This window comes from Corynebacterium endometrii (genome assembly GCF_004795735.1).
Lineage (GTDB): Bacteria > Actinomycetota > Actinomycetes > Mycobacteriales > Mycobacteriaceae > Corynebacterium > Corynebacterium endometrii.
This window is the reverse complement of sequence record NZ_CP039247.1, coordinates 1,977,628-2,001,408: the sequence shown is the minus strand read 5'-3', so window position 1 is coordinate 2,001,408 and position 23,781 is coordinate 1,977,628. Positions and strand designations below refer to the sequence as shown.

Annotated in this window: 17 protein-coding genes and 1 tRNA gene; 13 read left to right on the top strand and 5 right to left on the bottom strand. The window is 65.9% G+C overall.

Annotated features, from left to right (window positions below; all coding sequences use genetic code 11):
• Window positions 1-7 precede the first annotated feature (7 nt).
• From murI to rdgB, 4 genes are read left to right on the top strand one after another with little or no spacing between them, the layout of a single operon-like run.
• A complete protein-coding gene (gene murI, locus CENDO_RS09025) occupies window positions 8-808 on the top strand; it encodes a glutamate racemase (protein WP_136141733.1) in 801 nt (266 codons plus the stop codon).
• A 58-nt stretch (window positions 809-866) separates the two neighbouring features.
• Window positions 867-1,634: an MBL fold metallo-hydrolase gene (locus tag CENDO_RS09020; RefSeq protein WP_136141732.1), complete on the top strand. Its 768-nt coding sequence runs from the start codon at window positions 867-869 to the stop codon at window positions 1,632-1,634.
• Between the two features lie 19 nt (window positions 1,635-1,653).
• A complete protein-coding gene (gene rph, locus CENDO_RS09015; protein ID WP_136141731.1) occupies window positions 1,654-2,382 on the top strand; it encodes a ribonuclease PH in 729 nt (242 codons plus the stop codon).
• A gap of 2 nt (window positions 2,383-2,384) precedes the next feature.
• Window positions 2,385-2,987 carry an RdgB/HAM1 family non-canonical purine NTP pyrophosphatase gene (rdgB, locus tag CENDO_RS09010; RefSeq protein WP_136141730.1) on the top strand — a complete coding sequence of 201 codons (603 nt, stop codon included), beginning with the start codon at window positions 2,385-2,387 and terminating at the stop codon, window positions 2,985-2,987.
• A gap of 69 nt (window positions 2,988-3,056) precedes the next feature.
• Here rdgB and CENDO_RS09005 read toward each other — a convergent pair whose 3' ends face one another.
• A complete protein-coding gene (locus tag CENDO_RS09005; RefSeq protein WP_136141729.1) occupies window positions 3,057-3,404 on the bottom strand; it encodes a DUF3817 domain-containing protein in 348 nt (115 codons plus the stop codon).
• Between the two features lie 35 nt (window positions 3,405-3,439).
• Window positions 3,440-3,883: a hypothetical protein gene (locus CENDO_RS09000; protein ID WP_136141728.1), complete on the bottom strand. Its 444-nt coding sequence runs from the start codon at window positions 3,881-3,883 to the stop codon at window positions 3,440-3,442.
• A gap of 99 nt (window positions 3,884-3,982) precedes the next feature.
• On the opposite strand from CENDO_RS09000, the gene CENDO_RS08995 reads away from it, so the two are divergent.
• The 5 genes from CENDO_RS08995 to CENDO_RS08975 all read left to right on the top strand — a co-directional run bounded on the left by CENDO_RS08995 (window position 3,983) and on the right by CENDO_RS08975 (window position 8,844).
• Window positions 3,983-4,065: transfer RNA gene (locus tag CENDO_RS08995), tRNA-Leu, on the top strand.
• Window positions 4,066-4,355: 290 nt separating this feature from the next.
• Window positions 4,356-6,452 (top strand): formate C-acetyltransferase, encoded by a 2,097-nt coding sequence (gene pflB, locus CENDO_RS08990; RefSeq protein ID WP_425456174.1) that lies wholly within the window; start codon window positions 4,356-4,358, stop codon window positions 6,450-6,452.
• A gap of 25 nt (window positions 6,453-6,477) precedes the next feature.
• On the top strand, window positions 6,478-6,729 hold the full coding sequence (grcA2, locus tag CENDO_RS08985; RefSeq protein ID WP_136141726.1) for an autonomous glycyl radical cofactor GrcA2: 252 nt from the start codon (window positions 6,478-6,480) through the stop codon (window positions 6,727-6,729).
• A gap of 21 nt (window positions 6,730-6,750) precedes the next feature.
• Window positions 6,751-7,620 (top strand): pyruvate formate-lyase-activating protein, encoded by an 870-nt coding sequence (gene pflA, locus CENDO_RS08980; protein WP_136141725.1) that lies wholly within the window; start codon window positions 6,751-6,753, stop codon window positions 7,618-7,620.
• A gap of 21 nt (window positions 7,621-7,641) precedes the next feature.
• A complete protein-coding gene (locus tag CENDO_RS08975; protein ID WP_136141724.1) occupies window positions 7,642-8,844 on the top strand; it encodes a site-specific DNA-methyltransferase in 1,203 nt (400 codons plus the stop codon).
• Here CENDO_RS08975 and CENDO_RS08970 read toward each other — a convergent pair.
• The gene (locus CENDO_RS08970; protein ID WP_136141723.1) at window positions 8,820-10,352 is read right to left on the bottom strand and encodes a hypothetical protein; all 1,533 of its coding nucleotides are present in this window, start codon (window positions 10,350-10,352) and stop codon (window positions 8,820-8,822) included. The genes CENDO_RS08975 and CENDO_RS08970 overlap by 25 nt on opposite strands.
• Before the next feature lie 95 nt (window positions 10,353-10,447).
• Here CENDO_RS08970 and CENDO_RS08965 point away from each other — a divergent pair, with 95 nt between their 5' ends.
• Both CENDO_RS08965 and CENDO_RS08960 read left to right on the top strand, forming a co-directional pair.
• Complete coding sequence (locus CENDO_RS08965; protein WP_136141722.1) at window positions 10,448-11,446, top strand: SPFH domain-containing protein; 999 nt, start codon at window positions 10,448-10,450, stop codon at window positions 11,444-11,446.
• A gap of 21 nt (window positions 11,447-11,467) precedes the next feature.
• A complete protein-coding gene (locus CENDO_RS08960) occupies window positions 11,468-12,730 on the top strand; it encodes an alpha/beta fold hydrolase (protein WP_136141721.1) in 1,263 nt (420 codons plus the stop codon).
• A gap of 8 nt (window positions 12,731-12,738) precedes the next feature.
• Here the strand turns inward: CENDO_RS08960 and CENDO_RS08955 are convergent, their stop codons facing one another.
• Both CENDO_RS08955 and CENDO_RS08950 read right to left on the bottom strand, forming a co-directional pair.
• Window positions 12,739-13,755, bottom strand: a complete 1,017-nt coding sequence (locus tag CENDO_RS08955; protein WP_136141720.1) for an HNH endonuclease signature motif containing protein — start codon at window positions 13,753-13,755, stop codon at window positions 12,739-12,741.
• 156 nt (window positions 13,756-13,911) lie between these two features.
• Complete coding sequence (locus tag CENDO_RS08950; RefSeq protein WP_246014258.1) at window positions 13,912-14,589, bottom strand: HNH endonuclease family protein; 678 nt, start codon at window positions 14,587-14,589, stop codon at window positions 13,912-13,914.
• Window positions 14,590-14,627: 38 nt separating this feature from the next.
• Here CENDO_RS08950 and CENDO_RS11195 point away from each other — a divergent pair, with 38 nt between their 5' ends.
• The gene (locus CENDO_RS11195; RefSeq protein WP_168707194.1) at window positions 14,628-14,789 is read left to right on the top strand and encodes a hypothetical protein; all 162 of its coding nucleotides are present in this window, start codon (window positions 14,628-14,630) and stop codon (window positions 14,787-14,789) included.
• Window positions 14,790-14,924: 135 nt separating this feature from the next.
• A complete protein-coding gene (locus CENDO_RS08945; protein ID WP_246014256.1) occupies window positions 14,925-23,780 on the top strand; it encodes a type I polyketide synthase in 8,856 nt (2,951 codons plus the stop codon).
• Window position 23,781: the final 1 nt, after the last annotated feature.

Genomic DNA, 23,781 nt, shown 5'->3' with positions numbered 1-23,781 from the left:
GGGAGCAATGATCACCGCAACATCGCCCATCGGGATCTTCGACTCAGGCGTCGGCGGGCTGACCGTGGCTCGCACCATCATGGACCAGCTGCCCAACGAGTCCATCATCTACATCGGGGACACCGCGCACGGGCCCTACGGTCCCCGCACCATCGCTGAGGTTCGCGAACTTTCCACCCGCATCGCGGATGAATTGGTCGCCCGCGGATGCAAAATGATAGTAATCGCCTGCAACACCGCCACCGCGGCGTTCCTGCACGACGCGCGTGAGCGCTATGACGTCCCCGTGGTGGAGGTCATCCGCCCCGCCGTGCGCCGCGCCATGGCCACCACCCGCAACAACAAGGTGGGCGTGATTGGCACGGAAGGGACCGTCAACTCCGGCGCCTACCAGGATTTATTCGCGGTCAACCCCCAGGTGGAGGCCTTTGCCACCGCCTGCCCGGACTTCGTGCCATTCGTCGAGCGCGGCATCACCATGGGGCGCCAGATTCTGGGCGTGGCGGAAGGCTACCTGGCCCCGCTCCAGGCCGCCGGGGTGGACACGCTGGTCCTGGGATGCACGCATTATCCCTTGCTCACCGGCGTGATCCAGCTGGCGATGGGGGACGGCGTGACCTTAGTCTCCTCCGCTGAGGAAACCGCCAAGGACGTGCTCAAAACCCTGACCCGGCTGGATTTGCTGGCCCCGGAGGATAACGTCCCTACGCGGAGTTTCGAGGCCACCGGCGACCCGGAATCCTTCGCCAAGCTGGCTACTCGATTCCTGGGCCCGGGCATTGGTGAGGTCAGCCACACGGGGTCGTAAACGTGCTTTTTGGCCATAATTGCGGCGAATTACAAAGATTTCTGGAATTATCAGTGCCATGAAGTTGACGATTCTTGGTTGCTCCGGTTCCGTGCCGGTTCCTGGTAACCCAGCATCCGGTTATCTTGTGTCCTTCCCGGACGCGCCCTCCATCGTCATGGATATAGGCCCAGGTACTTTGGCTAACCTGCAGTCCGTGCAGGATCCTTGCGATGCCCACGTCCTGCTGAGCCACCTCCACGCGGATCACTGCATGGATTTCCCGTCGCTCCTGGTCTGGCGGCGCTTCCATCCCGTCAAACCCGCCGCGTCCCGCAATTACTTGGTGGGTCCGCGCCACACCCCGGTCCATCTGGGGCGCCTGTCCGCCGACGTGCCCGACGAAGTCGATGATTTCTCCGATTCCTTCGCCTTCGAGCAGTGGCATGACCGCAAGCGCGAACTCATCGATGACGTGTACGTCACCCCGTTTAAGACGCTGCACCCCATTGAGACGTATGCGCTGCGCATGGAGCACGCCACGTCGGGCACGGCCATCGCGTACTCCGCGGACTCCGCTTACACCGAAGACCTGGTCGAGGCGGCCCGTGACGCAGATGTGTTTTTGTGCGAGGCGGCGTGGGGGGAAACCTCGGAAGGCAAAGCCCCCAACATGCACATGTCCGGCGCCGAGGCGGGCCGGCTCGCCGCGCAGGCCAACGCGAAAACCCTAGTGCTGGTCCACCTCCAGCCGTGGGGCGACGCCGAGGCAACGCTGGCCGCCGCGCAGGCGGAGTTTAGCGGTGAGGTCATCCTGGGCAAGGCCGGAATGGAATTTGAGCTTTAACCCCGGGTAGCCTGGGGGCATGACTGAATTCACCCGTTTCGATGGGCGCGCGCTAGACCAGCTGCGCACCGTCCGTATCACCCGCAATTTCACCACCAACCCGGCCGGCTCCGTGCTGGTGGAGTTTGGTAACACCCGCGTGATGTGCACCGCCTCCGTGGAGGAGGGCGTGCCGCGTTTCAAGCGTGATTCCGGTGAGGGCTGGCTAACCGCCGAATACTCGATGCTCCCCGCGGCGACGCATGACCGCATGCGCCGCGAGTCCATGGCGGGCAAGGTCAAGGGCCGCACCCACGAAATCTCCCGCCTGGTGGGCCGCTCCCTGCGCGCCGCGGTGGATTTGAGCCAGCTGGGTGAAAACACCATCAACCTGGACTGCGACGTGCTCCAGGCTGACGGCGGAACCCGCACCGCGTCCATCACGGGCGCATACGTGGCGCTGGCGGATGCGATTGCGGTGCTCAAGGAGCGCGGCGTGGTCCCCGGCGAGCCGCTGCTGGACCCAATCGCGGCCGTCTCCGTTGGCATCATTGATGGCCACGTGTGCCTGGATCTGCCGTATGAGGAGGATTCCCGCGCCGAGGTGGATCTCAACGTGGTCATGCAGCAAGGCGGCGACTTTGTCGAGATTCAGGGCACCGGCGAGCATGGCCTGTTCGGCCGCGCCCAGTTGAATGAGATGCTGGACGTGGCGGAGAAGGGCTGCACGGAGCTCATCGCCGCGCAGAAGGTCGCCCTGGGCTGGTAGTCATGAAGCTGCTGGTCGCGTCGAATAACAAGAAAAAGCTGGGCGAGCTGGAGCGCATTCTGTCCGACTCAGGCCTGTCCGGCGTTGAGCTGCTCCCACTGTCCGCGGTTGAGCCGTACGACGAGCCCGTCGAGGACGGCCGCACGTTTGCCGATAACGCTGTGATCAAGGCCCGCGCCGGCGCCGCCGCTACCGGGCTCGCCTGCGTTGCCGACGACTCCGGCCTCAGCGTCGACGAACTCAACGGCATGCCGGGCCCGCTTTCCGCCCGCTGGTCTGGCGGTCACGGCGACGATGAGGCCAACAACCGCCTGCTGCTGGGGCAGATGGCGCACGTGCCGGCAGCGCGCCGCGGCGCCGCCTTCGTTTCGGTCTGCGCGCTGGTAACCCCGGACGGCCAGGAGCACGTGGTGGAGGGCCGCTGGCCGGGCACGCTGCTAGAAGCGCCGCGCGGGGACAATGGCTTCGGCTACGACCCACTGTTTATGCCGGCGGGTGAGGACCGGTCTGCGGCGCAGATGAGCCCGGAGGAAAAGAACGCCGTATCCCACCGCGGCCGCGCGCTGGCGCAGCTGGTTCCGGTCATCGCGCAACTGGCGCAGTAGACCACGCCGGGGTACAAAACCTAGGGCCACCGCGCTGCATGCGCGGTGGCCCTAAGTGTTGGAAGGGGGTTAGAGCTGGAATTGCGCCTTAACTTCCTTGCGGCGCTTGGCCTCCATCCAGAATGAGAGGAAGGGGACAACGCCGGCTAGGGCGGTGGTGAGCCACTTTCCCACGGACCACTGGGCCTTAGGGGCCAGGTTCAAGATGGAGACCAGGTACACCATGTAGGCCAGGCCGTGCGCCTGCGCGACGTAGGTGGCCCAAGAAGGCATTTCCATGCCCACGATGTACTCCAGGATCATGCGGACTACCAGGATGAGCAGGAAGATACCGGTGATGGTTGCGGCGATGGAGAAGAACTTCAGCGCGCCAGCCACGCGCTTTTGGCGTTCTGGGTGAACCTGAGGTGCAGTCATAAAGTAAGTCTTTCTAGTAGTAAACGCGCCTGCAATTAACCATGCTGGCCGCGGCGCGGCTTGTTGAGCTCATTGAATTCTTCCACACTCATCGCGGAGCGCTGGGGAAGGAAATCCTCATCGATCTTTTTCACCGATTGGGTTTCCGTGGGGGCCTCGTAGCGGTAAGCGGTGGCCCCGGCGCCTTGCTCGCCAGCGGCCTGAGACATCTCGGCGGCCTCATTTTCGGCCTCGATGCGCTCATTTTCATAGCGCATCGCCGTCTTGTACGCATAAATCACAAAAGCGGCGAACAGGGGCCACTGGAACGCGTAGCCCAAGTTCTGGAAGGTGCCCGAACCTGATTGGAAGCGGGTCCATTGCCAGTACGCAAGGCCCAAGAAGCACACGCACGTCACCGCGATGAGCAGGATGTGCCACCAGCGCACCTTTAGTTTCTTGCGCGGGGTTACATTCGAATTACTCACGCATACAACCATACCCGCTGGACTGCTCAAGTCCATCTAAAGTTGGAGTGCCGGGCGTGGGCGCGGCGCGTTTGGGTTTTGGTGCGCATGCATATAGACTATTGCCAGCAAGCGCCTGTGGCGGAATTGGCAGACGCGCTAGATTTAGGTTCTAGTGTCTTTACGGCGTGAGAGTTCAAGTCTCTCCAGGCGCACGCTTAGAAAAGGTCGTTTAACTTAGTTAAACGGCCTTTTTCCTTTGCCCTCACACCCCTAACGCACGACAATTCCACCGCGTCTTCCCGCTCGCGCGCCCGTAGGGGAGGCGATGGGCCGGGTCAAAACTTCGCAAAGGCGGTGCCCAGTGTGAAAGTCCGCCCGAATAGGCCCGATTTAGCCGAGCTGTGTGTGGGATCCCACAGGCTCTCACATGGCTAAAGATGCATGCGCGGCTTAGACTGGTATGCGTCAGCTTTACAAAAGCAGTAGAAGGGAGTCACCACAAGTGACCACCGCAACGCAGCCACTAGCGTTCGAGCAATGGGAAGGCTTCGAGCCAGGCCCATGGACCTCCACGATTGATGTCCGTGATTTTATCCAGCGCAACTACACTCCCTACGACGGGGACTCTAGCTTCCTGGAAGGCGCAACCGATAAGACGAAGCGCACCTGGGACTACCTAGAGAAAAATTACCTGTCCATCGAGCGTGAGAAGCGCATTTATGACGTAGATACCCACACCCCGTCCGGCATTGATGCGTTCCCTGCCGGCTACATCTTTGAAGACGATGACGTGGTGGTGGGCCTCCAGACTGACGTTCCACTCAAGCGCGCCATGATGCCCAACGGCGGCTGGCGCATGGTGGAGCAGGCTATCCGTGAGGCGGGCAAGGAGCCTGAGGAAGACATCAAGAAGATCTTCACCAAGTACCGCAAGACCCACAACGACGCGGTCTTTGACATCTACACCCCGCGCATCCGTGCGGCCCGTTCCTCGCACATCATCACCGGTCTGCCCGATGCCTACGGTCGCGGACGCATCATCGGCGATTACCGCCGCGTGGCGCTCTACGGCGTGGATTACCTGATTGAGGAAAAGACCCGCTCCCGCGACGCCGTGGCGGACATCGGCTTTTCTGAGCACTGGGCCCGCTACCGCGAGGAGCATTCCGAGCAGATCAAGGCGCTCAAGGAACTCAAGGCTATGGCCGCGCGCTACGGCTTTGACATCTCCGGCCCCGCTAAGACCGCCAAGGAGGCGGTGCAGTGGACCTACTTCGCCTACCTAGGATCGGTAAAGTCCCAGGACGGCGCCGCCATGTCCTTCGGCCGCCTTTCCGCATTCTTCGATATTTACTTCGAGCGTGACCTCGCCGCCGGTGAGATCACCGAGGTCGAGGCCCAGGAAATCATCGACGCGCTGATCATTAAGCTGCGCATCGTCCGCTTCCTGCGCACCATCGACTATGACCAGATCTTCTCCGGTGACCCTTACTGGGCAACCTGGTCCGATGCCGGCTTCGGTTCCGATGGCCGCCACCAGGTCACCAAGACCTCGTTCCGCTTGCTGCAGACCCTGGTTAACCTCGGCCCATCACCTGAGCCAAACCTCACCATCTTCTGGGATCCGGCATTGCCGGAGGGCTACAAGAAGTTCTGCGCCCACATCTCCATTGAAACCTCGTCCCTGCAGTACGAGTCTGACCGCCAGATTCGTGAGCAGTGGGGCGATGACGCGGCGATCGCCTGCTGCGTATCCCCAATGGCCGTGGGCAAGCAGATGCAGTTCTTCGGCGCGCGCGTCAACGCCGCCAAGGCACTGCTCTACGCCATCAACGGCGGCCGCGATGAGGTCTCCGGCAAGCAGGTCGTAGAGGGCTACGAGCCAATTCAAGGGGACGGCCCTCTGGACTTCGATGAGGTCTGGCAGAAGTACGAGGAGATGCTCGACTGGGTCATTGGCACCTACGTCGAGGCTCTCAACATCATCCACTACTGCCACGATCGGTACGCCTACGAGGCCATCGAGATGGCGCTGCATGATTCCAACATCGTTCGCTCGATGGGGTGCGGCATCGCCGGCCTGTCCATCGTTGCCGACTCCCTTGCGGCCATCAAGTACGCCAAGGTTACCCCGATTCGCGATGAATCCGGCCTGATTGTCGATTACAAGACCGAGGGCGATTTCCCGGTCTACGGCAATGATGATGACCGCGCCGATGACATTGCGGCCACCATCGTCCACACGGTGATGGAGAAGATTAAGGCCATCCCGATGTACCGTGACGCAATCCCCACCCAGTCCGTGCTGACGATCACCTCCAACGTGGTCTACGGCAAGGCAACCGGCGCGTTCCCATCCGGCCACAAGGCAGGAACCCCGTTCGCGCCGGGCGCAAACCCAGAAAACGGTGCGGACAGCCACGGCATGGTCGCCTCCATGCTGTCCGTGGGCAAGCTGGACTACAAGGACGCCCTGGACGGCATCTCGCTGACCAACACCATCACCCCGGCCGGCCTGGGGCGTACCCCGGAGGAGCGCATCAACAACTTGGTTGGCGTGCTCGATGCCGGGTTCGTCATGGAGACCACTGAAAACTAACCCCAACTCTCAAAGGAGAAAAACAATGGCTACCAAAACTTTCGATGAGCGCCTCGCTTCCATGAAGTCTGCTCGCGACGAGCACAACATGAACCAGGGGCTGTACCACGCGAACATCAACGTGCTAGACAAGTCCACCCTGGAAGACGCCATGGAGCATCCGGAGAAGTACCCTAACCTGACCGTTCGCGTGTCCGGCTATGCGGTGAACTTCGTCAAGCTGACCCGCGAGCAGCAGATGGATGTCATCTCCCGTACCTTCCACCACGAGTCCTAAGCGGATTCAGGAAAGGTTGGTATGGCTGACGGCACCAATGGCGTTGTAAAACTCGCTCCCGAGCAGGGCGAAAGGGTCCGCGGCATAGCCGCGGGACTCGGCGTGGGCGACGAGCGTGATGAGATCACCCGTCCTGAGCTTTTGCAAGCCCGGCGCACGGGCGATATGGCTCTTGTGCATTCCTGGGAGCTGGTGACCGCGGTTGACGGTCCGGGCACGCGCATGACCATGTTCCTGTCCGGCTGCCCGTTACGGTGCCAGTACTGTCACAACCCCGACACGATGCGCATGATGAACGGCACTCTCGAGCGCCTCGATGAGGCCGTAGAGCGCGTCAAGCGGTACAAGCGGGTATTCGCCGCGACCGGGGGCGGGCTCACCGTCTCCGGTGGTGAGCCGCTGTTCCAGATCGCGTTTACCCGCCGCCTGTTGGCGGAGGTTCACGCGGCGGGCATCCACACCGCCATCGACACCTCAGGTTTCCTGGGCGCCCGCTTGTCCGACGACGACCTGGACAACATCGATCTAGTCCTCCTCGACGTCAAGTCCGGCGACCCGGTCACCTACAAGAATGTGACGACCCGCGAGCTCCAGCCCACCCTGGACTTCGGCGACCGCCTCAATAAGATGGGCAAACCCGTCTGGGTGCGCTTCGTGCTGGTCCCAGGGCTTACGGACGCGGCCGAAAACGTGGAAAATGTGGCTTCCATCGTCGCGCGGTGGAAGTCCAACGTTGAACGCGTTGAGGTACTGCCCTTCCACAACATGGGTGTCGATAAGTGGAAGGATCTGGGCTTTACCTACAATCTAGAGGGCACCCAGCCGCCGGCGCCGGAAGACGTGGAGGCCGCGCGCGAGGTATTTCGCGCTAAGGGGCTGACCGTTTACTAGATTGCACACAAGGGGGCGTCCATGGTCGAGGGCTTTGGTTTGGGCTGGCCTGGCAAGCAGGCCGCGGCAGCCCAAGCCGCCGAGCCCGTGGCCACGGAGCTTGTGCGCGAACCGGGGGAGGCTTCGGCGCACCGGTATTACGAGGGGGACAATCTCGAGGTCCTCAAGCACCTGCGCGGCGAGTTCGCCGACGCCGTAGACGTAATCTACATCGATCCGCCGTACAACACCGGCCGCGAGTTTGTCTACTTGGACAAGTGGCCGGGCGCCGCGTGGTTATCGATGATGTACCCGCGCCTTCTTCTGGCGCGTGAGCTGCTGGCGGGCACGGGCTTTATCGCCATCTCCATCGGCGAACGCGAGGTGGCGCGCCTGCGCCTGCTTTGCGATGAGGTCTTCGGCGAGGATAACTTCGCCGGAGAGCTCATCTGGAAAAAGGCCGGTACGGGCAAGAATGATTCCAAGTTCGCGGTAGTGGAGCACGAGTACGTGCTGGTCTATGCCAAGGACGCCTCCAAGGCGGCTTTCAACCCGGACCCGGAGGGGGTTACGTCCACGAAATACGTCCACGAAGACGAGCGCGGCCGCTACTCCCTGGTGCGCCTCGATTCTAAGACGCTGGGCTACCTGCCCACATTGGACTACGTGATTACAGGCCCGGATGGGCGCACCTACCGCCCGGATCAGCCCGCCGGGCGCGAGAGGGTGGCGCGCTGGCGTTGGAGCCGCGAGAAAGTCGCGGAGCACTTCGATGACCTGGTTTTCCGTCGCGGCTACGTCTACACCAAGAACTACGCCAAGCCCGGGGCTAGGCCTCGGTCCATCCTGGACGGGGAGCGCTTCGGCGTGACCCGCACCGGCCGCAGGGACGCGGAGGAGGCCACCGGAGTTCCCGGGATCTTTGAACACCCCAAGCCCGTGCGGCTGATTTCCCACCTGATTCAGATTCTGGGCGGACGGGACGCCGTGGTGCTGGACTTCTTCTCCGGTTCGGGCACCACCGGCCAGGCGGTGCTGGAGCTCAACGCCGCCGACGGCGGCACGCGCCGCCACATCCAGGTCCAGCTCCCGGCCGCCACATCGCCTAAGTCCCCGGCGCGCGCGGCCGGTTTCGAAAGGCTCACGGACATCGGCCGCGCGCGGCTTGTAGGCGCCGGCGCCCGGCTCGCCCGCCCCGGCCTGGATACTGGGCTCGAGGTCTATACCTTGCGCGTGATGGAGTAGCCGTACAGGGCCGCCAGCCCCGGGTATACGGTGCGCGCCACGTTGAGGTAGTAGGTGCGGGTTTCGTCCGGGAGCTTATCCCATTCGGCGACGCGGTGATCGCGCTCGAATTCGCCGTCCACGTCCTCGTCGTTGGCGTCTTGGACGTTCGTCATATCCACGCCGAACTCGCGGCCCGTGGCCGGATCGCGCCAGCTGCGGCGCAACCAGGCCGCGTGCTCGGCGCGGCCTAGGGAGTAGACCTCGGAGTCGGACAGTTCGGCGGGCTCCGCCCCGCGCTCGAGCCGCAGGCCATGGCTATCCAGGTTCGCCAGCATGAAATCCACGGCCTGGCTCGCCAGCTGCTCCTCACGGCCAAAGTGTTGATAGTCCCACGGATCCGTTTCCCTGTAGAGCACCGACTGTGCCATGTGGAAGGACCTGGCCCAGTGTGTGTGCATATTCTGGGTCAACAGGCGATAGTCATAACCCGTGTGGCCGGGATCGATGGAGTATATGCGGGCGCGGGAGCGGTGGCGGAGGGCCTGGATGGCGTCGGTCGAGTCCGCGGCGACCCAGGACATGATGGACAGCGCGGTCATGGGCAGCAGCGCGATGATGGTGGCGCCATTGTTGTAGGCCTGCGTCAACAGGCCAATGCTGGACTCATCGAGGATGACCACGTCCGCCTCCGCGGGGCTAGGCGCGTCTTTCAGCGCGTCGAAGCCGGTGATGATGTGCTGGGCGCGGTCCGCGTCATCGATCCAGCGCTGGATGCCCGGGTCCTGCGTCGCATCCCACAGCGCCAGCGTGTGGCGCTGCGGCGCGATGGACAGCAGCAGCTCCGCCACCAGCTGGCCGATGTTATCGCTGACTGACACCACGCCCGTGTCCGGGATGCGGTGCTGGATTACCGGCGGGCGCAACACGCTGTCTAAGTTGGGGGCGTCGATGACCTGGATGAGCCTGGGCTCGAAGCCCAAGGCGGTGCGCAACCTCTGGGCGACGCGCGCGGAGGTGGAGTACTCATCATCCACGATGAACGTGCGCTGGGAGGCTTCGATGGCCCTGCGCAGCAGGGGATCCTCGTGCGCGGTGAGCATGGAATTGCTTCCCAACTCGTGCGGGGCGTTCTGCGGGCCAATGTGGAAGACCTCCAGGCCCTCCTCCTGCGCCGATGCGGCGATGAACGCCGCTTCTTCGGTGTCACCCAGTACCGTCACGTCAGCGCGGCCCGCGGCCCGGCGCTTGGCCCACATCTCCCGAGTGGCGGAGAAGTATGCCGCGATGATGGAACCGGAGGTAAAAAGGATTGCCGCCAGCAGACCCACCCCGTAGGCCAGGGAGGGGGATGCCGGCTGGCCCTCGAGGGGCTCGTAGCCGCCGGCGAATGCGGCGATCGCGGTGAATAACCGGCTGGCGAGGTTAGCGCCTGGGGCTTCGACGAAGGTGATGGCGAGGTTATAGGCGAAGATGACCACCGCGAGCGCGGGTAGCCATAGCCAGCGGTAGGTCCAGCCTTGGCTCATGGGGCTCCTTGGGGTCGCTCAGCCTGCGAGCAGTATCAAGCTCGGGCACAATGGTTAGGAAGTGAAAATTTTTCGATCTTCGTGAGGTGAGATCTTTGACGGGGTTTATTATCTCTGGCGTCATCGCCATTGTTGTAATCCTGACGCTTTTTGATGGTTTCTATATAGTCCGCACCCGCGAGGCGGCCATCCTGGAGCGCCTGGGCAAGTTCCAGAAGGTGGCCCACGCGGGCCTGCACTTCAAGGCCCCGTTCGTAGACCGGGTGCGCGATAAAATCTCGCTTCAGGTTCGCCAGCTGGATGTAATGGTGGAGACCAAGACTAAAGACAACGTGTTCGTGCAGATTCCCGTGGCCGTGCAATACCAGGTGGTAGAGGGGCGCGAACGCGAGGCGTACTACATGCTTTCCAACCACGAGCAGCAAATCGTGGCCTACGTGCAGGATAACGTCCGCTCATCGGTAGCAAATATGACGCTGGATGATTCCTTTTCCTCCAAGGATGACATTGCCCGGGCCGTGGCCGCGTCCCTGCGGGACAACATGGCCTCCTACGGTTGGGACTTCGTCAATACGCTGGTCACGGACATTCGCCCGGACGAGCGGGTGCGCGAGTCGATGAACTCCATCAACGCCGCCCAGCGCGAGCGTGAGGCCGCCGTGGCGCAGGCGGAGGCGGAGAAGATCCGCGTGGTCAAGGAGGCAGAGGGCGCGGCGGAGGCCCGCAAGCTCCAGGGCCGCGGCGTGGCGGAGCAGCGCAAGGAGATTGTCGAAGGAATCGCCGCGCAGTACGAGATGCTGCGCAACGCTGGTATTCAAGAGTCCCCGGAGACGCTGATGCTGGTATCGCAATACCTTGACGCCATGGTGGATGTGGCCGGCAAGGGCCAGGCATCCGTGCTCTACATGCCGTCCAATCCCGGGGGAATGGCCGACCTGTTCGATGGGATGCGTGACGTGCTCATGTCCAACCACGCGCTCGACGAATCCGCCCGGCGCGGGCGGGAGCCGAAGACCCGGGCCTCTTCGGGCCAGGTGCGCCAGGCCCGCGAGCATTTCAACGAACTGCGCGAACAACGCCGCGGCGATAACTAGGCGCTCGATAGACTGGGGCGCATGAGCATCCAGTTTGGCCATACCGTAAAAGAACACGTCATCGAGGTCCCGTGGGATTATGCAGATCCATCCCAGGGGACCTTCGAGCTATTCGCCCGCGAGGTTTGCGCGGACGGCGGGGAGGAGAAGCCCGCCATAGTGTGGCTCCAGGGAGGGCCGGGGTTTCCTGCACCCCGTCCGGTGGGCGCATCCGGGGTCATGGGCGAGGCGCTCAAGGAATTTCGGTGGATCCTGCTAGACCAGCGCGGGACTGGCCGCTCCCATAGGATTGATGCGGGCAGCCCGGATGAGGACATTTCCGTAGAGCGCCTGGCCAGCCTGCGCCAGGAAAACATCTGCCGCGACGCCGAGGCGCTGCGCGAGCACCTTGGCATAGACAAGTGGGCGCTGTTTGGCCAGTCCTTTGGCGGATTCTGCATCACCGCGTACTGCTCCATGTTTCCGAATTCGGTGAGCGCCGCCTTCCTCACCGGCGGCCTGCCCACCCTGGACAAGGGCGCGGACGAGCTCTACCGGGTGACCTTTGCCAAGTTGAAGTACCGCCATGATCAATTCACCCGCCAGTTCCCGTGGGCGCAGGAGCGCATCGATGAGGTGGTGGCCCACCTGGACAACTCGCAGGAACTGCTGCCCACCGGTGAGCGCCTGAGTTCGCGGAGGTTTCGGACCATTGGCATCGAGCTGGGGCGCGGAACCGGCTTTTATAACTTGGCCTACCTGCTGGAGGATCCGTTCCGCACGGTGCGCGGGGAAAAGCGGCTTAAGACGGACTTTCTCGCCAATGTCGGCGCGCGGGTGAGCTTCGAGGCCGGCCCGCTGTACGCCGCCATCCACGAATCCATCTACGGGGGCGTGGGCGGGCAGCGGGTCACCGGTTGGTCCGCGCATCGCGTGCGCGAGGAATTCCCCGAATTCGCCGAGGACGCCGGCCCCGGCGGCTACCTCACCGGCGAGCACATCTTCCCGTGGCAATTCGATGAAGACCCAGCCCTGGCCCGCTTCAAGGACGCGGCCGAGGCGCTGGCGGCGTATCAGTGGCAGGATTCGCCCTACGATCCGGCCGCGCTGGCCGAATCCGCACCGGTGGCCGGCGCATGCATCTACGTCGATGACATCTTTGTCCCCTTCGAGGAGTCCTTGGCCACCGCGCATACCTACCGCGATCTGCGCCCGATGATCACCAACCGCTACCAGCACAACGGCATCGCCGAAGACGGGGCCGGCATCTTCGCCGAGCTCCGGCGTCTCGTCCACGAACACTAAACCGGATCTTAAGCTGCGGTACCCCCCTTGGCGTAGATACCGGTCAATACCGGCGCGCCGGGATATGGCGGAATCCAGGCGGTGGCTCCGAGGACGCGGTCCATGCGGCCGCGGGGGTTGGGGCCCTCCGGGTCATCCGCATTGATGCCGTTGTGATACGGGCAGAGCATCACGAGGTTTCGGACGTTCGTCAGCCCGCCGTCCTTAAACGCAGTGATGTGGTGGACCTGGGATTCGGTGGCGGGGCAATTGCACCCGGGCCAGGCGCACGTGGGATTTTCCAGCGAGCACAGGTGGCGCTGTTTGCCATTGGCGAAGCGTTCGCTGCGCATCAGGTCCACGGGTCCCTCCACGGGGTGGAAGATCGCGGCGAACCCGTGGGCGGACAGGCGCGCGGAGAGGTACTCAGCGCCGGTCATCGTGGCGCCATTGGTGAGCTTGAGCACCAGCTCGTCGCCCTCGCCGCGGGTGATCTGGTCCAGTTCGTCAAGGGTGACTATCACGTTCGTGGTCACCTCCGGGCGTTGGGTTCCGGCGGCGAAACAGCCGTCCAGGAAGGTCTCCAAGGAGCCGTCTTGGTGCTCGAATACGTCAGCGATGTCCTTGGAATCGCCCGTGATAACCAGCTTCCACTTGCCCTTGCCGCGGCGGATCTTGACCCCATCTTCCTCCTTGCGCGGAGGGTTGAGCTCGGCGAGGCGGGCGCGGGCGATGCGGTCGATGTCCCCGGGGGCGACGTGGCACAACTCGGCCCGCAGGCGCCACGCCTTGCGTTCGCCGCGCACCCTGCGGACGTGGCGCTCGATGCGCTGCAACGCCGCCAATCCGTGCGCGGACTGCCTTGCCGTGCGTTGAAAGCCCGTAAACGTGGTCTCGCCAAAGTAGATGCGGTACAGCGCCAGCATCTGGTCCGCCTCGTCGGGTTCGGCGCCCATCGCCACAAGGTCCGCCTTGGACAGCCCCTGTGCCTCCCCGATGAGCCCCACCCCGCGAGCGCGCTGTGAGAAATAGTCCCTGATACTCATGCCTCGAACCCTAAGGACGCGTCAATCCCGCTGCCAGCGCCCGGCCGCGCCCTGTGGATAAACCGCGCCCGCGTTGAGCCCGTGGCGCTGGTTATCCACAGATTTCCGGCCCCGGCCGCGCGCCGGGAACTTCAACCCCGGCTCCGACGTTGGTGATCAGCACCGCGCCAATTCACGCGCCAGGGCGTCCCGCTCGGGCCGCGTCACCCAGAGCCCGTAGGCTGACTTGACCTCGACGATCCGCGCGGCGTAGTCACATCGAAACGCCGCATTGGGAGGCATCCACCGCGCGGCGTTGGACCCGGACTTTTCCTGGTTCAGCTCGCCGCTGACGGCCAGTAGGTTGCGCGGATCATTGGCGAAATCCCGCCGCCGCTGGGGTGACCAGGCCTGGGCGCCGGTGGACCAGGCGTCGGACAGAGCGACTACGTGGTCGATGTGGACCAACGTTGAGGTGTCCTGCCCGCGCCGGAAGAAGATGAGCTCGCCGGAAAACGGGTCCTCGAGCGTGCCGGATAGCACCACGCAATCCCGGGTGCGCGGTTTAAACTCCACGTCCGTGAGATCCCGCGCAAGGATGTCATTGCGCGTATCGCAGCCGTTGTGGCCCAACCCGACCTCCACATCGTCTGACCACCTTTGACCAAATGCCTCCCGGGAGTATTTACCGCGCGCCTCGGGTGGGCGCACCTCCAGTGCATCCAGCGCGGGCGTGGGCGGTGCGGGCGCGGTCACGTCGAAGGAATCATCGCGCCAGACCGCCACCGCCACCACGGCGGCGATGATCAGCGCAATCTCTACGGCCAGGCGGCCAAATCCCCGGTATCTAGTCATCGTGCGGCACACCTTACAGGGGTAGACTGACATGCATTATGAGCATCGATAATTTGTTTGATTCATGGGCGGAGGAAACGGGCGTCAAACGCACCGCTCCGGTGGTGCCGGATCATCCATGCCAGATCTTCGAGGGGGAGACCCCGCGGGATGAATTGGACGCGGCTAGGGACACGATTCGCACGATCCTTAGCGACTAAAAATGTTTCCGTAAGCCGCGCCAACGCCGAGGTTACGCCTGCGTAAGGTGCGAAGACGCGCCAAAAGATGATGGAATCCTCATCTTTTTGTGGCAAGCTAGATTAATCCCCGCACTTTGAGGAGTAAGCACCCACGTGAACACCACACACCAAGTACCAACCGCCCCGCGTCTAATCCAACGTTTGGATTCCGAGCCTTTCGCCTTGAGCTTTTCCGGCCAGGGCTACCCGTGGCTGGAGACGCTGCGGGAGGCCATCGCGGCGGGCGCCACCATCGATAGTGAGCTGGCCCGGGCTCGTGAGCTGCTGGAGCCGCTCGAGGATGAGCTTGCGGCCTTCTTCCCGCACGGCTTCGAGCCGGTGGCGTGGGCGAAGGGCGTGCCTGCGTTCGATCTATCCGCCGCGGCCGTGTCCACGCCGGGCATCGTGACCGCGCAGATCGCGACGCTCCGCACGCTGGAAGCGCAGGGCCTGGAACTGGCGGCGGCGCGCGCGGTGATCGGCCACTCCCAGGGCACCCTTGCCACCTACGTTGCCGGCGGCCGCGCGGATGCCGCCACCGTGATTGCGTTGGCGCAGCTTATCGGCGCGGCGATTACCCTTACCGCCCGCCGCGAGGGCCTCGTGCGCTCCGCGGCCGGCGCGCCGATGGTGGCCCTTGGTGGCGTGGACCGCAATCGCGCGCAGCGGGTGATCGACGCGCTGGGCGTCGGTAGCGTCGTGGGGCTCGTCAACGGCCGCGAAAACGTGGTGGTTACGGGCGCGCCGGAGGACAATGCCCGCGTGGTGGAGGAGCTTGAGCAGCAGGCCGCGCGTGAGGCCAAGGCGCTGGAGGGCAAGGAACGCGGCGGCCGTGGATTGGAGCTGACGGTCAACCCGCTGGACGTGCAGGCGGCGTACCATCACCCGGCCATGGAGGCGGCGGTGGAGCGGGTGCAGCGCTGGGCCGCGGTGGTAGGCATCGATGCGGAGCTGGTCGTTGAGGCCGCCCGCGCCGTGCTCACGGAGCGCGTGGATTGGCCGGCGCGCGTGCGCGAGGCCATCGCCTCCGGCGCCCGCTGGATCTTCGAGTGCGGGCCGGGCAGGGGAGCGGAGGCCCTGACCGCCGAGGCCGCCGCAGGCAGGGGAGTAGGAACGCTCAACGTCGCGTCCAACCAGGCGGCGCTCTTCGACGCGGGCGCCGCCCCGGAGCTGCCCCGTCCGTATTCCGCTTTCGCGCCCAAGCGCTTCGTGCACAACGGCCAGGCCAGGTTGATGACCCGTTTCACGGAACAGACGGGGTGCTCCCCGGTGATCCTTGGCGGGATGACGCCCACCACCGTGGATCCCGCGATAGTCGCCGCGGCGGCCAACGCCGGCTACTGGGCGGAGCTGGCCGGCGGCGGTCAGGTGACGGAGGAGGTCCTCAACGCCAACCTGGACCGCCTGACGCGGCTGCTCGACCCGGGGATTAACGCCCAGTTCAACGCGATGTACCTGTCCCCGAAGCAGTGGCGTACGCAGGTAGAGGGAAAACGCGTGGTGCCGCGCCGCCGCGCGTCGGGGCTGCCGGTCAACGGACTGGTGTGTTCCGCGGGCATCCCGCCGCACGAGGAGGCGGTGCAGCTGGTGCGCCAGTTGCGCGCGGATAACATCCCGTACGTGGCGTTCAAGCCGGGTGCGGTGGCCCACATCGACCGCGTGCTGGCGGTGGCCGATGATCTGCCGGAGGTCCCCATCATCATGCAGGTAGAGGGAGGCAAGGCCGGCGGCCACCACTCGTGGGAGGACCTGGATGACCTGCTCGTTGCACGGTACGCGCAGATTCGCCGGCGGGATAACGTCTCGCTGCTGGTGGGCGGCGGCATCGGCACGCCGGAGCGCGGAGCGGAGTATCTGACCGGTTCCTGGGCCAAGGCGTATGGCCTAGCGCCCATGCCGGTGGACGGGATCATCATCGGCACCGCCGCGATGGCGTGCAAGGAATCCACCGCGTCCCCGGCGGTAAAGCGGGCGCTGGTGGAGGCGACCGGGATACCCGCCGCGGTTAACGGCGGCTGGGTGGGGGCCGGCAGGGCCGAACACGGCATGGCCTCCTCCCTGTCCCAGCTGGGCGCTGACATCCACGAGATTGATAACTCGTGGGCCCGCTGCGCCCGCCTGCTCGACGAGGTGGCCGGCGATGATGCGGCCGTTCAAGCCCGCCGCCAGGAGATCGTCAACGCGCTGGCGCGCACAGCCAAGCCGTACTTCGGTGACGTTGAGGACATGACCTATGAGACGTGGCTGGAGCGCTACCTGGAGCTGAGCTACCGCGGCGGATGGGCGGACGCGTCGTGGGCGCGCCGCTTCGGAAAGATGCTGGACCGAGCCGAGGCCCGCCTCACCCCGGCCGATCATGGCGAGTTCGCCGCCCGGGTCGCCTTTGACGCCCGGCATCCCGGCCGCGCGGTGCGCGCGCTGGTGGCGGCGTATCCGGCTGCGACGAAGCAGCGCGTCCATGCATCCGACGCCGCCTTCTTCCTCGACCTCCTCTCCGGCGCCGGAAAGCCCGCGAACTTCGTCCCCGTCCTCGACGCCAATGTGCGCCGTTGGTGGCGCGCGGATTCGCTGTGGCAGGCCCATGATGAACGCTACGGCGCCGATGAGGTCTCCATCATCCCCGGCACGGCTGCCGTGGCCGGCATCGACCGGGTCGATGAGCCGGTGGCCCAGCTGCTGGGGCGCTTCGAGTCCGTGGCCGCCGAAAGGGTGCTCGCCGAGGCCAAGGTCCCGGGTTTCCTAGAACGCGCCCTGGCCTGCCCGAGCATCTCGTGGGCGGGGCGCCAGCAGCCCAACCCGCTCCGCGCGCTGCGTGTAGGCCAAACCTCCCAGTTGGCGACCCTCAACGCGGACGGCGCCAATAGCGGCACGCTGACCGTGCCGCTGCCGGAGTCGGGCGGCGAGCTACGCTTGCCCATCCGGCTTGCCGACGATGCGCCGCTGAACGCGACGGTGGAGGTCGGGGAGGGGCAGGCGCGCGCCGCGATGGGCGAATTGACGCGCCTTGTCGCCGGCGGTGAGCTGCCCGAGGTCATCGACGGGGCCGCGCGCTGGACGGCGCAGCTAACCGCGGACCACATCGCCGCCTATGACAACGTTACGGCCGGCTACCTGCCCGGTGCCCGCGGCACCGCCGCCGACGTGTTGGTGGGGCGCGCGTGGCCCGCCATATTCGCCGTCATCGCGGGCGCTAAGGCGGGCGATAATTCCCGCGTGGTGGAGGGAATGCTCAACCTGGTCCACCTAGAACACAACCTGGAGCTGCACCGCCAGCCGGAACCGGGCGAGCTGAGGGTAACCGCCCGCCTACGCCAGGTGGCGGACACCGAGCTGGGCCGCATCGTCGACGTAGCCGTTGACATTGACAGCCGCGGTGAGCCGGTGGCTAGCCTGAACGAGCGTTTCGCCATCCGCGGACGCCGCGGCACGCAGGCGGCGGGCCGTCTGGTCGACCCGCGCGAGGAACGCGCGACCGCCGCCAGCTTCCGCCACGAGGCGACCGTGACCGCGCCGCCCTCCATGCGCCCCTTCGCCGTGGTGACCGGTGACCGGAACCCAATCCACCTATCAGAGGCCGCCGCCCGCATGGCGGGCCTCGAGGGCGGCGTGATTGTCCACGGCATGTGGACCTCCGCGCTGGGGCAGCTGGCCGCCAGCTTCGACGGCGCGCGGCTGCGTTCGTGGGACGCGACGATGCTCGCGCCGGTGCTGCCGGGCACGGAGGTGACCTACGTGGTGGAACGCGTGGCGCTGGACTCCGGCGGTGAGGTGCGCGCCGTGACGGCCACCGCGGGCGGCGAGACGGTCCTCCAGGCCCGCGCCACCATGGCCGCGCCGCGGACCTTCTACGGTTTCCCGGGCCAGGGCATCCAGGCCCAGGCGATGGGCATGGACTCCTACGCTACCTCCGCGGCCGCCCGGGCCGTCTGGGACCGCGCCGACCGCCACACCCGCCGGGAACTGGGCTTTTCCATCCTCGAGATAGTCCGCAACAACCCGGCCTCCGTGGTAGTAGACGGCGAGGAGTTCACCCACCCGGACGGCGCGCTATTCCTCACGCAATTTACACAGGTGGCCATGGCCACCCTGGGCTGCGCGCAGGTCGCGGAGATGGAGGAAGCGGGCGTGCTCCAGCGCGGCGCCTTCTTCGCCGGCCATTCCGTGGGCGAATACAACGCCCTGGCCGCCTACGCGCGGGTGCTGTCCCTGGAGGCCGTGGTGGAGATCGTCTACCGCCGCGGCCTGACCATGCACCGCCTCGTGGACCGCGATGATGAGGGCAACTCAAACTATGGCCTGGCCGCGCTGCGGCCCAACAAGATTGGTGTGTCCGCGACGGAAGTCTTTGACTACGTCGCCGCCATCGCCCAAGAGTCCGGCGAGTTCCTAGAGATCGTCAATTACAACATCGCCGGCATGCAGTACGCCGTGGCCGGCACGCGCACGGGATTGCGCGCGCTTGCGCGGGACGTGGAACGGCGCGCGCCGGGCCAGCGCGGGCTTGTAATGATCCCCGGCATCGATGTGCCGTTCCATTCCTCGCACCTGCTGGACGGCGTTGCGGACTTCCGCGAGCACTTAGATTCCCTCATCCCGGAGGATATTGACCTGGATGCGCTTGTGGGGCGCTACGTACCTAACCTGGTCGCCCGGCCGTTTGAAATCAGCCGCGAGTTCGTGGAATCCATGGCCGCCGTGGTGGATTCCGCGCAGGTAAGAAGCATTCTGGACAACTTTGGGCAGGCCGCCGCCAACCCGGTCCGCACCGGCCGCACGCTGCTGATTGAGCTGCTCGCCTGGCAGTTTGCCTCCCCGGTGCGCTGGATAGAAACCCAGGATCTCCTCCTGTCGCCGGCGGACGCGGGCCTGGGCGTGGAACGGTTTGTCGAGGTTGGCGTGGGAACGTCCCCGACGCTGGCTAACATGCTGGGCCAGACCCTGCGCCTGCCGCGGTACCGTGAGGCCGCGGGGCGCATCGAGGTGTTCAACATCGAGCGGGACCGCGCCGCGGCGTTTGCCGAGGACGCCACCGAGCGCCCCGTGCCGCAAGCCCCGGAGCCAACCCGGCAGCCGGCTGAGGAGGCGCGGGAGGTTGCCCCCGCACCCGCGGCCGGTGGGACGCCGGCGCCTGCCGCCCCTGCGGACCTGGCCTTCGGCGCGGCCGAAGCCACCGAGATGCTCGTGGCCCTGTGGACCAAGGTCCGCCCGGATCAGATAGGGGCCACCGATTCCATCGAGGCGCTAGTCGAGGGCGTATCCTCCCGCCGCAACCAGCTGCTTATGGATTTGGGCACCGAGTTCGGCCTGGGGGCCATCGAGGGCGCGGCGGACGCGGATATCGCTGAGCTTAAGGACACCGTCGCCGGCCGGGCGAAGGGGTATACGGCCTTTGGTCCGGTCCTGTCCGTGCAGGTGGGCGAAGCGTTGCGCCGGATCACCGGACCCGCGGGCAAAAAGCCCGCTTACCTGGCCGAGCGTGTCGCCGGAACGTGGCGCCTGGGCCCCGGTTGGGTGGACCGCGTTTCGGCGGAGCTGGTGCTCGGCGCGCGCGAAGGCGCGTCCCTGCGCGGAGGCGAGCTGGCGGTATTGTCCCCGCAATCGCCGGCCAACCCCGCCGACTTGGACGCACTTATCGACGCCGCCGTCGCGGCCGCGGGGCGCAAAGCGGGCATCGCCATAACTAAGCCGTCCGCCGCGGGAGGCGGCGCGGCCAAGGTGGATTCCGCCGCGCTGGACGAGCTCGCGGAGTCAATCACGGGGGATGGCGGCATTCTCGCGGAGACCGCGCGCGGACTCCTCGCGCGGCTAGGGCTGAAACCCCCGTCCACGCCCATTGCGGGTGACACGGATGAAAACGCCGCGCTCGCCCAGCTGGTGACTAATGAATTGGGCGCCGACTGGCCCCGGCAGGTGGCCCCCGCCTTCGATGCGAACAAGGCCGTCCTACTGGATGACCGCTGGGCCTCGGCCCGCGAGGACCTGGTCCGCGTGGCCGCCGGGCAACTCGACGCGGATGCCGTGAACACGTGGGGCGCCGGCGAGGCCGTGGCCCACATGGCGGATTACTTGGGCCTTGAGTCCCTCGCGCGGAACGCGCGGGAGAACCCGGAAAGCCTCGAGTACAACGGCCAGGTAGCGGTGCTAACGGGAGCTTCGCCGAATTCCATCGCGGCCGAGATCGCGGGGGAACTGCTCTCCGGGGGCGCAACCGTCATCGCCACCACCTCACGCCTGAGCCATGAGCGCCTGGAGTTCTACAAGGATCTCTACCGCACCCGGGCGGCGGGCAACGCGGCGCTGTGGGTGGTCCCGGCCAACCTGGCCTCGTACGCGGATCTGGACGCGCTCATCCAGTGGATCGGCACGGAGCAGACCGCCACCGTCGGCGGCGCCGCCACGCTGATAAAACCGGCGTTGACCCCGGACCTGCTCTTCCCCTTCGCGGCGCCGCCGGTCTCCGGCACGCTGCTGGACGCGGGACCACGCACCGAATCCCAGATGCGCCTGCTGTTGTGGGCCGTCGAAAGGCTCATCGCCGGGCTGTCCTCCATTGGCGCGGACACCAACGTCCGCCACCGCCTGCACGTGGTCATACCGGGCTCTCCCAACCGCGGCCGCTTCGGTGGGGACGGCGCCTACGGCGAATCCAAGGCCGCCCTCGACGCCCTGGTGGCCCGCTGGAACGCGGAGCCGGTCTGGGCTCAGCGCGCCAGCCTGGTCCACGCCCACATCGGCTGGACCCGCGGCACCGGGCTCATGGCCGGCAACGATAAGCTGGTTGAAGCCGTTGAAGCCAGGGGAATTAAGACCTTCTCCCAGCCTGAAATGGCGAGGGCACTGCTCCTGGAGGGCGCTTCTCGTGAGGCCCGCGCCCGCGCCGCCCGGGCGCCGTTCGAGCTGGATCTTACCGGCGGTCTGGCGGAGGCGGACCTCGATCTTTCGGCCCTGGCCAAGGAGGTTGCGCCGGAGCGCACCGTGGACGCTGAGACCCCGCGCACCCTGCGCGCGCTGCCCACGCCGTATCAGCCAATCGAATGGACTCGCCCCGATTTCGGCGGCGTGACCCAGGCCCTGGATGACATGGTGGTGATTGTCGGCGCCGGCGAGTTGGGTCCGCTGGGCTCCGCCCGCACCCGCTTTGACGTGGAGGTATCCGGGCGGCTTTCCGCCGCGGGAGTGACGGAGCTGGCCTGGGCCACCGGCCTAATTTCCTGGGACGGCGCCTGGGTTGACCGGGATGGCCAGGAGGTTGCGGAGGAAGACATCCACGCCCGCTTCCACGATGAGGTCCTAGCCCGGGTGGGGGTGCGCCGCTACCATGATGACTTCGGCCCACGCATGCCAATGGTGGACAACCTGGCGCCGGAGCTGACCACCGTCTATTTGGAAAACCCCATCACGTTTAGCGTGCCGGATGAGCAGACCGCGCGTTCCTTTGCCGGCATCGAGGGGGCGAGCGTGCGCTTCGACGGCACCGAATGGCGGGTCACCCGCCCGGCCGGTTCCGAGGTGCGCGTGCCGCGCCGGGTGGCCATGACCCGCTTCGTGGGCGGCCAGATCCCCGAGGGCTTTGACCCCGCTCGCTACGGCATCCCGGCGGACATGGTGGACAACCTGGACCGCGTGGCGGTGTGGAACCTGGTCTGCACGGTGGACGCATTCGTCTCCGCCGGTTTCTCGCCGGCCGAGCTGCTGGAGCACCTGCACCCGGCGCGCGTGTCCTCAACACAGGGCACCGGCATGGGCGGCATGGAGTCCCTGCGTTCGCTCTATATCGACAAGCTGCTGGGGCAGCCCCGCCCGAATGACATCCTGCAGGAGGCGCTGCCCAACGTGATCGCCGCGCACGTCATGCAGTCCTACGTGGGCGGATACGGGCAGATGGTGCATCCGGTGGCGGCGTGTGCCACCGCGGCGGTATCCGTCGAGGAGGCCGTTGATAAGCTGCGCCTGCGCAAGGCTGATTTCGTGGTGGCCGGCGGCGTTGATGACCTGGGCATCGAGGGGATCACGGGCTTTGGGGACATGGCCGCCACCGCGGATTCCTCGGAGATGGAGGCCAAGGGCATCCCGCACCGCTACTTTTCCAGGGCGAATGACCGCCGCCGCGGTGGATTCATCGAGTCTGAGGGCGGCGGCACCCTGCTGCTGGCTCGCGCCTCCTTCGCCGCGGACCATGGCCTGCCGGTGCTGGGCGTGGTGGGATTTGCCGAAAGCTTCGCCGACGGCGCCCATACCTCCATCCCCGCACCCGGCCTCGGCGCGCTGGGCGCGGCCCGTGGGGGCGCGGATTCCCGCCTCGCGCGGGGGCTGCGCGAGCTGGGGGTCACCGCGGATGACATCGCCGTCATATCCAAGCATGACACCTCCACCAACGCCAATGATCCCAACGAGTCCGAGTTGCATGAACGCATCGCCGAGGCCCTGGGCCGCACGCCGGGCAACCCGCTGTTTGTGGTCTCTCAGAAGACCGTGACCGGGCACGCGAAGGGCGGCGCGGCGGCCTTCCAGCTGGTGGGGATCACCCAGGTGCTGCGCTCCGGGGTGATCCCTCCGAATCGCAGCCTGGACTGCGTGGATCCAGTGCTGCGCGAGCATCAACACCTGACGTGGCTGCGCACGGCCCTTGATCTTTCCCGCTGTGAGAATCCGCCGCGCGCGGGCCTTGTGACCTCCCTGGGCTTCGGCCACGTCTCCGCGCTGGTGGCCGTGGTGCATCCCGGCGCCTTCCAGGCGGCGCTGGCCGCCGAGCGTGGCGAGGACGCTGCGGATACGTGGCGGCGCAGGGCGCGCGAGCGCGAGGCGGCCGGCCTGCGCCGGATTGAAAAGGCGATGCGCGGCGGCCCGGCGCTGTATGAACGCCCGCGGGAGCGCAACCTAGGCCCCAACGGCTCGAAGGAACGCGAGGCGGCGGTGTTGCTGGACGGGTCAGCACGCCTGGTCAACGGCGTGCTGACCACGGGGAAGTAGC

Excerpts from the sequence above, each read along its gene's own strand:
- murI (WP_136141733.1), top strand. The coding sequence starts at position 8 with ATGATCACCGCAACATCGCCCATCGGGATCTTCGACTCAGGCGTCGGC.
- CENDO_RS09020 (WP_136141732.1), top strand. The coding sequence starts at position 867 with ATGAAGTTGACGATTCTTGGTTGCTCCGGTTCCGTGCCGGTTCCTGGT.
- rph (WP_136141731.1), top strand. The coding sequence starts at position 1,654 with ATGACTGAATTCACCCGTTTCGATGGGCGCGCGCTAGACCAGCTGCGC.
- rdgB (WP_136141730.1), top strand. The coding sequence starts at position 2,385 with ATGAAGCTGCTGGTCGCGTCGAATAACAAGAAAAAGCTGGGCGAGCTG.
- CENDO_RS09005 (WP_136141729.1), bottom strand. The coding sequence starts at position 3,404 with ATGACTGCACCTCAGGTTCACCCAGAACGCCAAAAGCGCGTGGCTGGC.
- CENDO_RS09000 (WP_136141728.1), bottom strand. The coding sequence starts at position 3,883 with ATGGTTGTATGCGTGAGTAATTCGAATGTAACCCCGCGCAAGAAACTA.
- grcA2 (WP_136141726.1), top strand. The coding sequence starts at position 6,478 with ATGGCTACCAAAACTTTCGATGAGCGCCTCGCTTCCATGAAGTCTGCT.
- pflA (WP_136141725.1), top strand. The coding sequence starts at position 6,751 with ATGGCTGACGGCACCAATGGCGTTGTAAAACTCGCTCCCGAGCAGGGC.
- CENDO_RS08975 (WP_136141724.1), top strand. The coding sequence starts at position 7,642 with ATGGTCGAGGGCTTTGGTTTGGGCTGGCCTGGCAAGCAGGCCGCGGCA.
- CENDO_RS08970 (WP_136141723.1), bottom strand. The coding sequence starts at position 10,352 with ATGAGCCAAGGCTGGACCTACCGCTGGCTATGGCTACCCGCGCTCGCG.
- CENDO_RS08960 (WP_136141721.1), top strand. The coding sequence starts at position 11,468 with ATGAGCATCCAGTTTGGCCATACCGTAAAAGAACACGTCATCGAGGTC.
- CENDO_RS08955 (WP_136141720.1), bottom strand. The coding sequence starts at position 13,755 with ATGAGTATCAGGGACTATTTCTCACAGCGCGCTCGCGGGGTGGGGCTC.
- CENDO_RS08950 (WP_246014258.1), bottom strand. The coding sequence starts at position 14,589 with ATGACTAGATACCGGGGATTTGGCCGCCTGGCCGTAGAGATTGCGCTG.
- CENDO_RS11195 (WP_168707194.1), top strand. The coding sequence starts at position 14,628 with ATGAGCATCGATAATTTGTTTGATTCATGGGCGGAGGAAACGGGCGTC.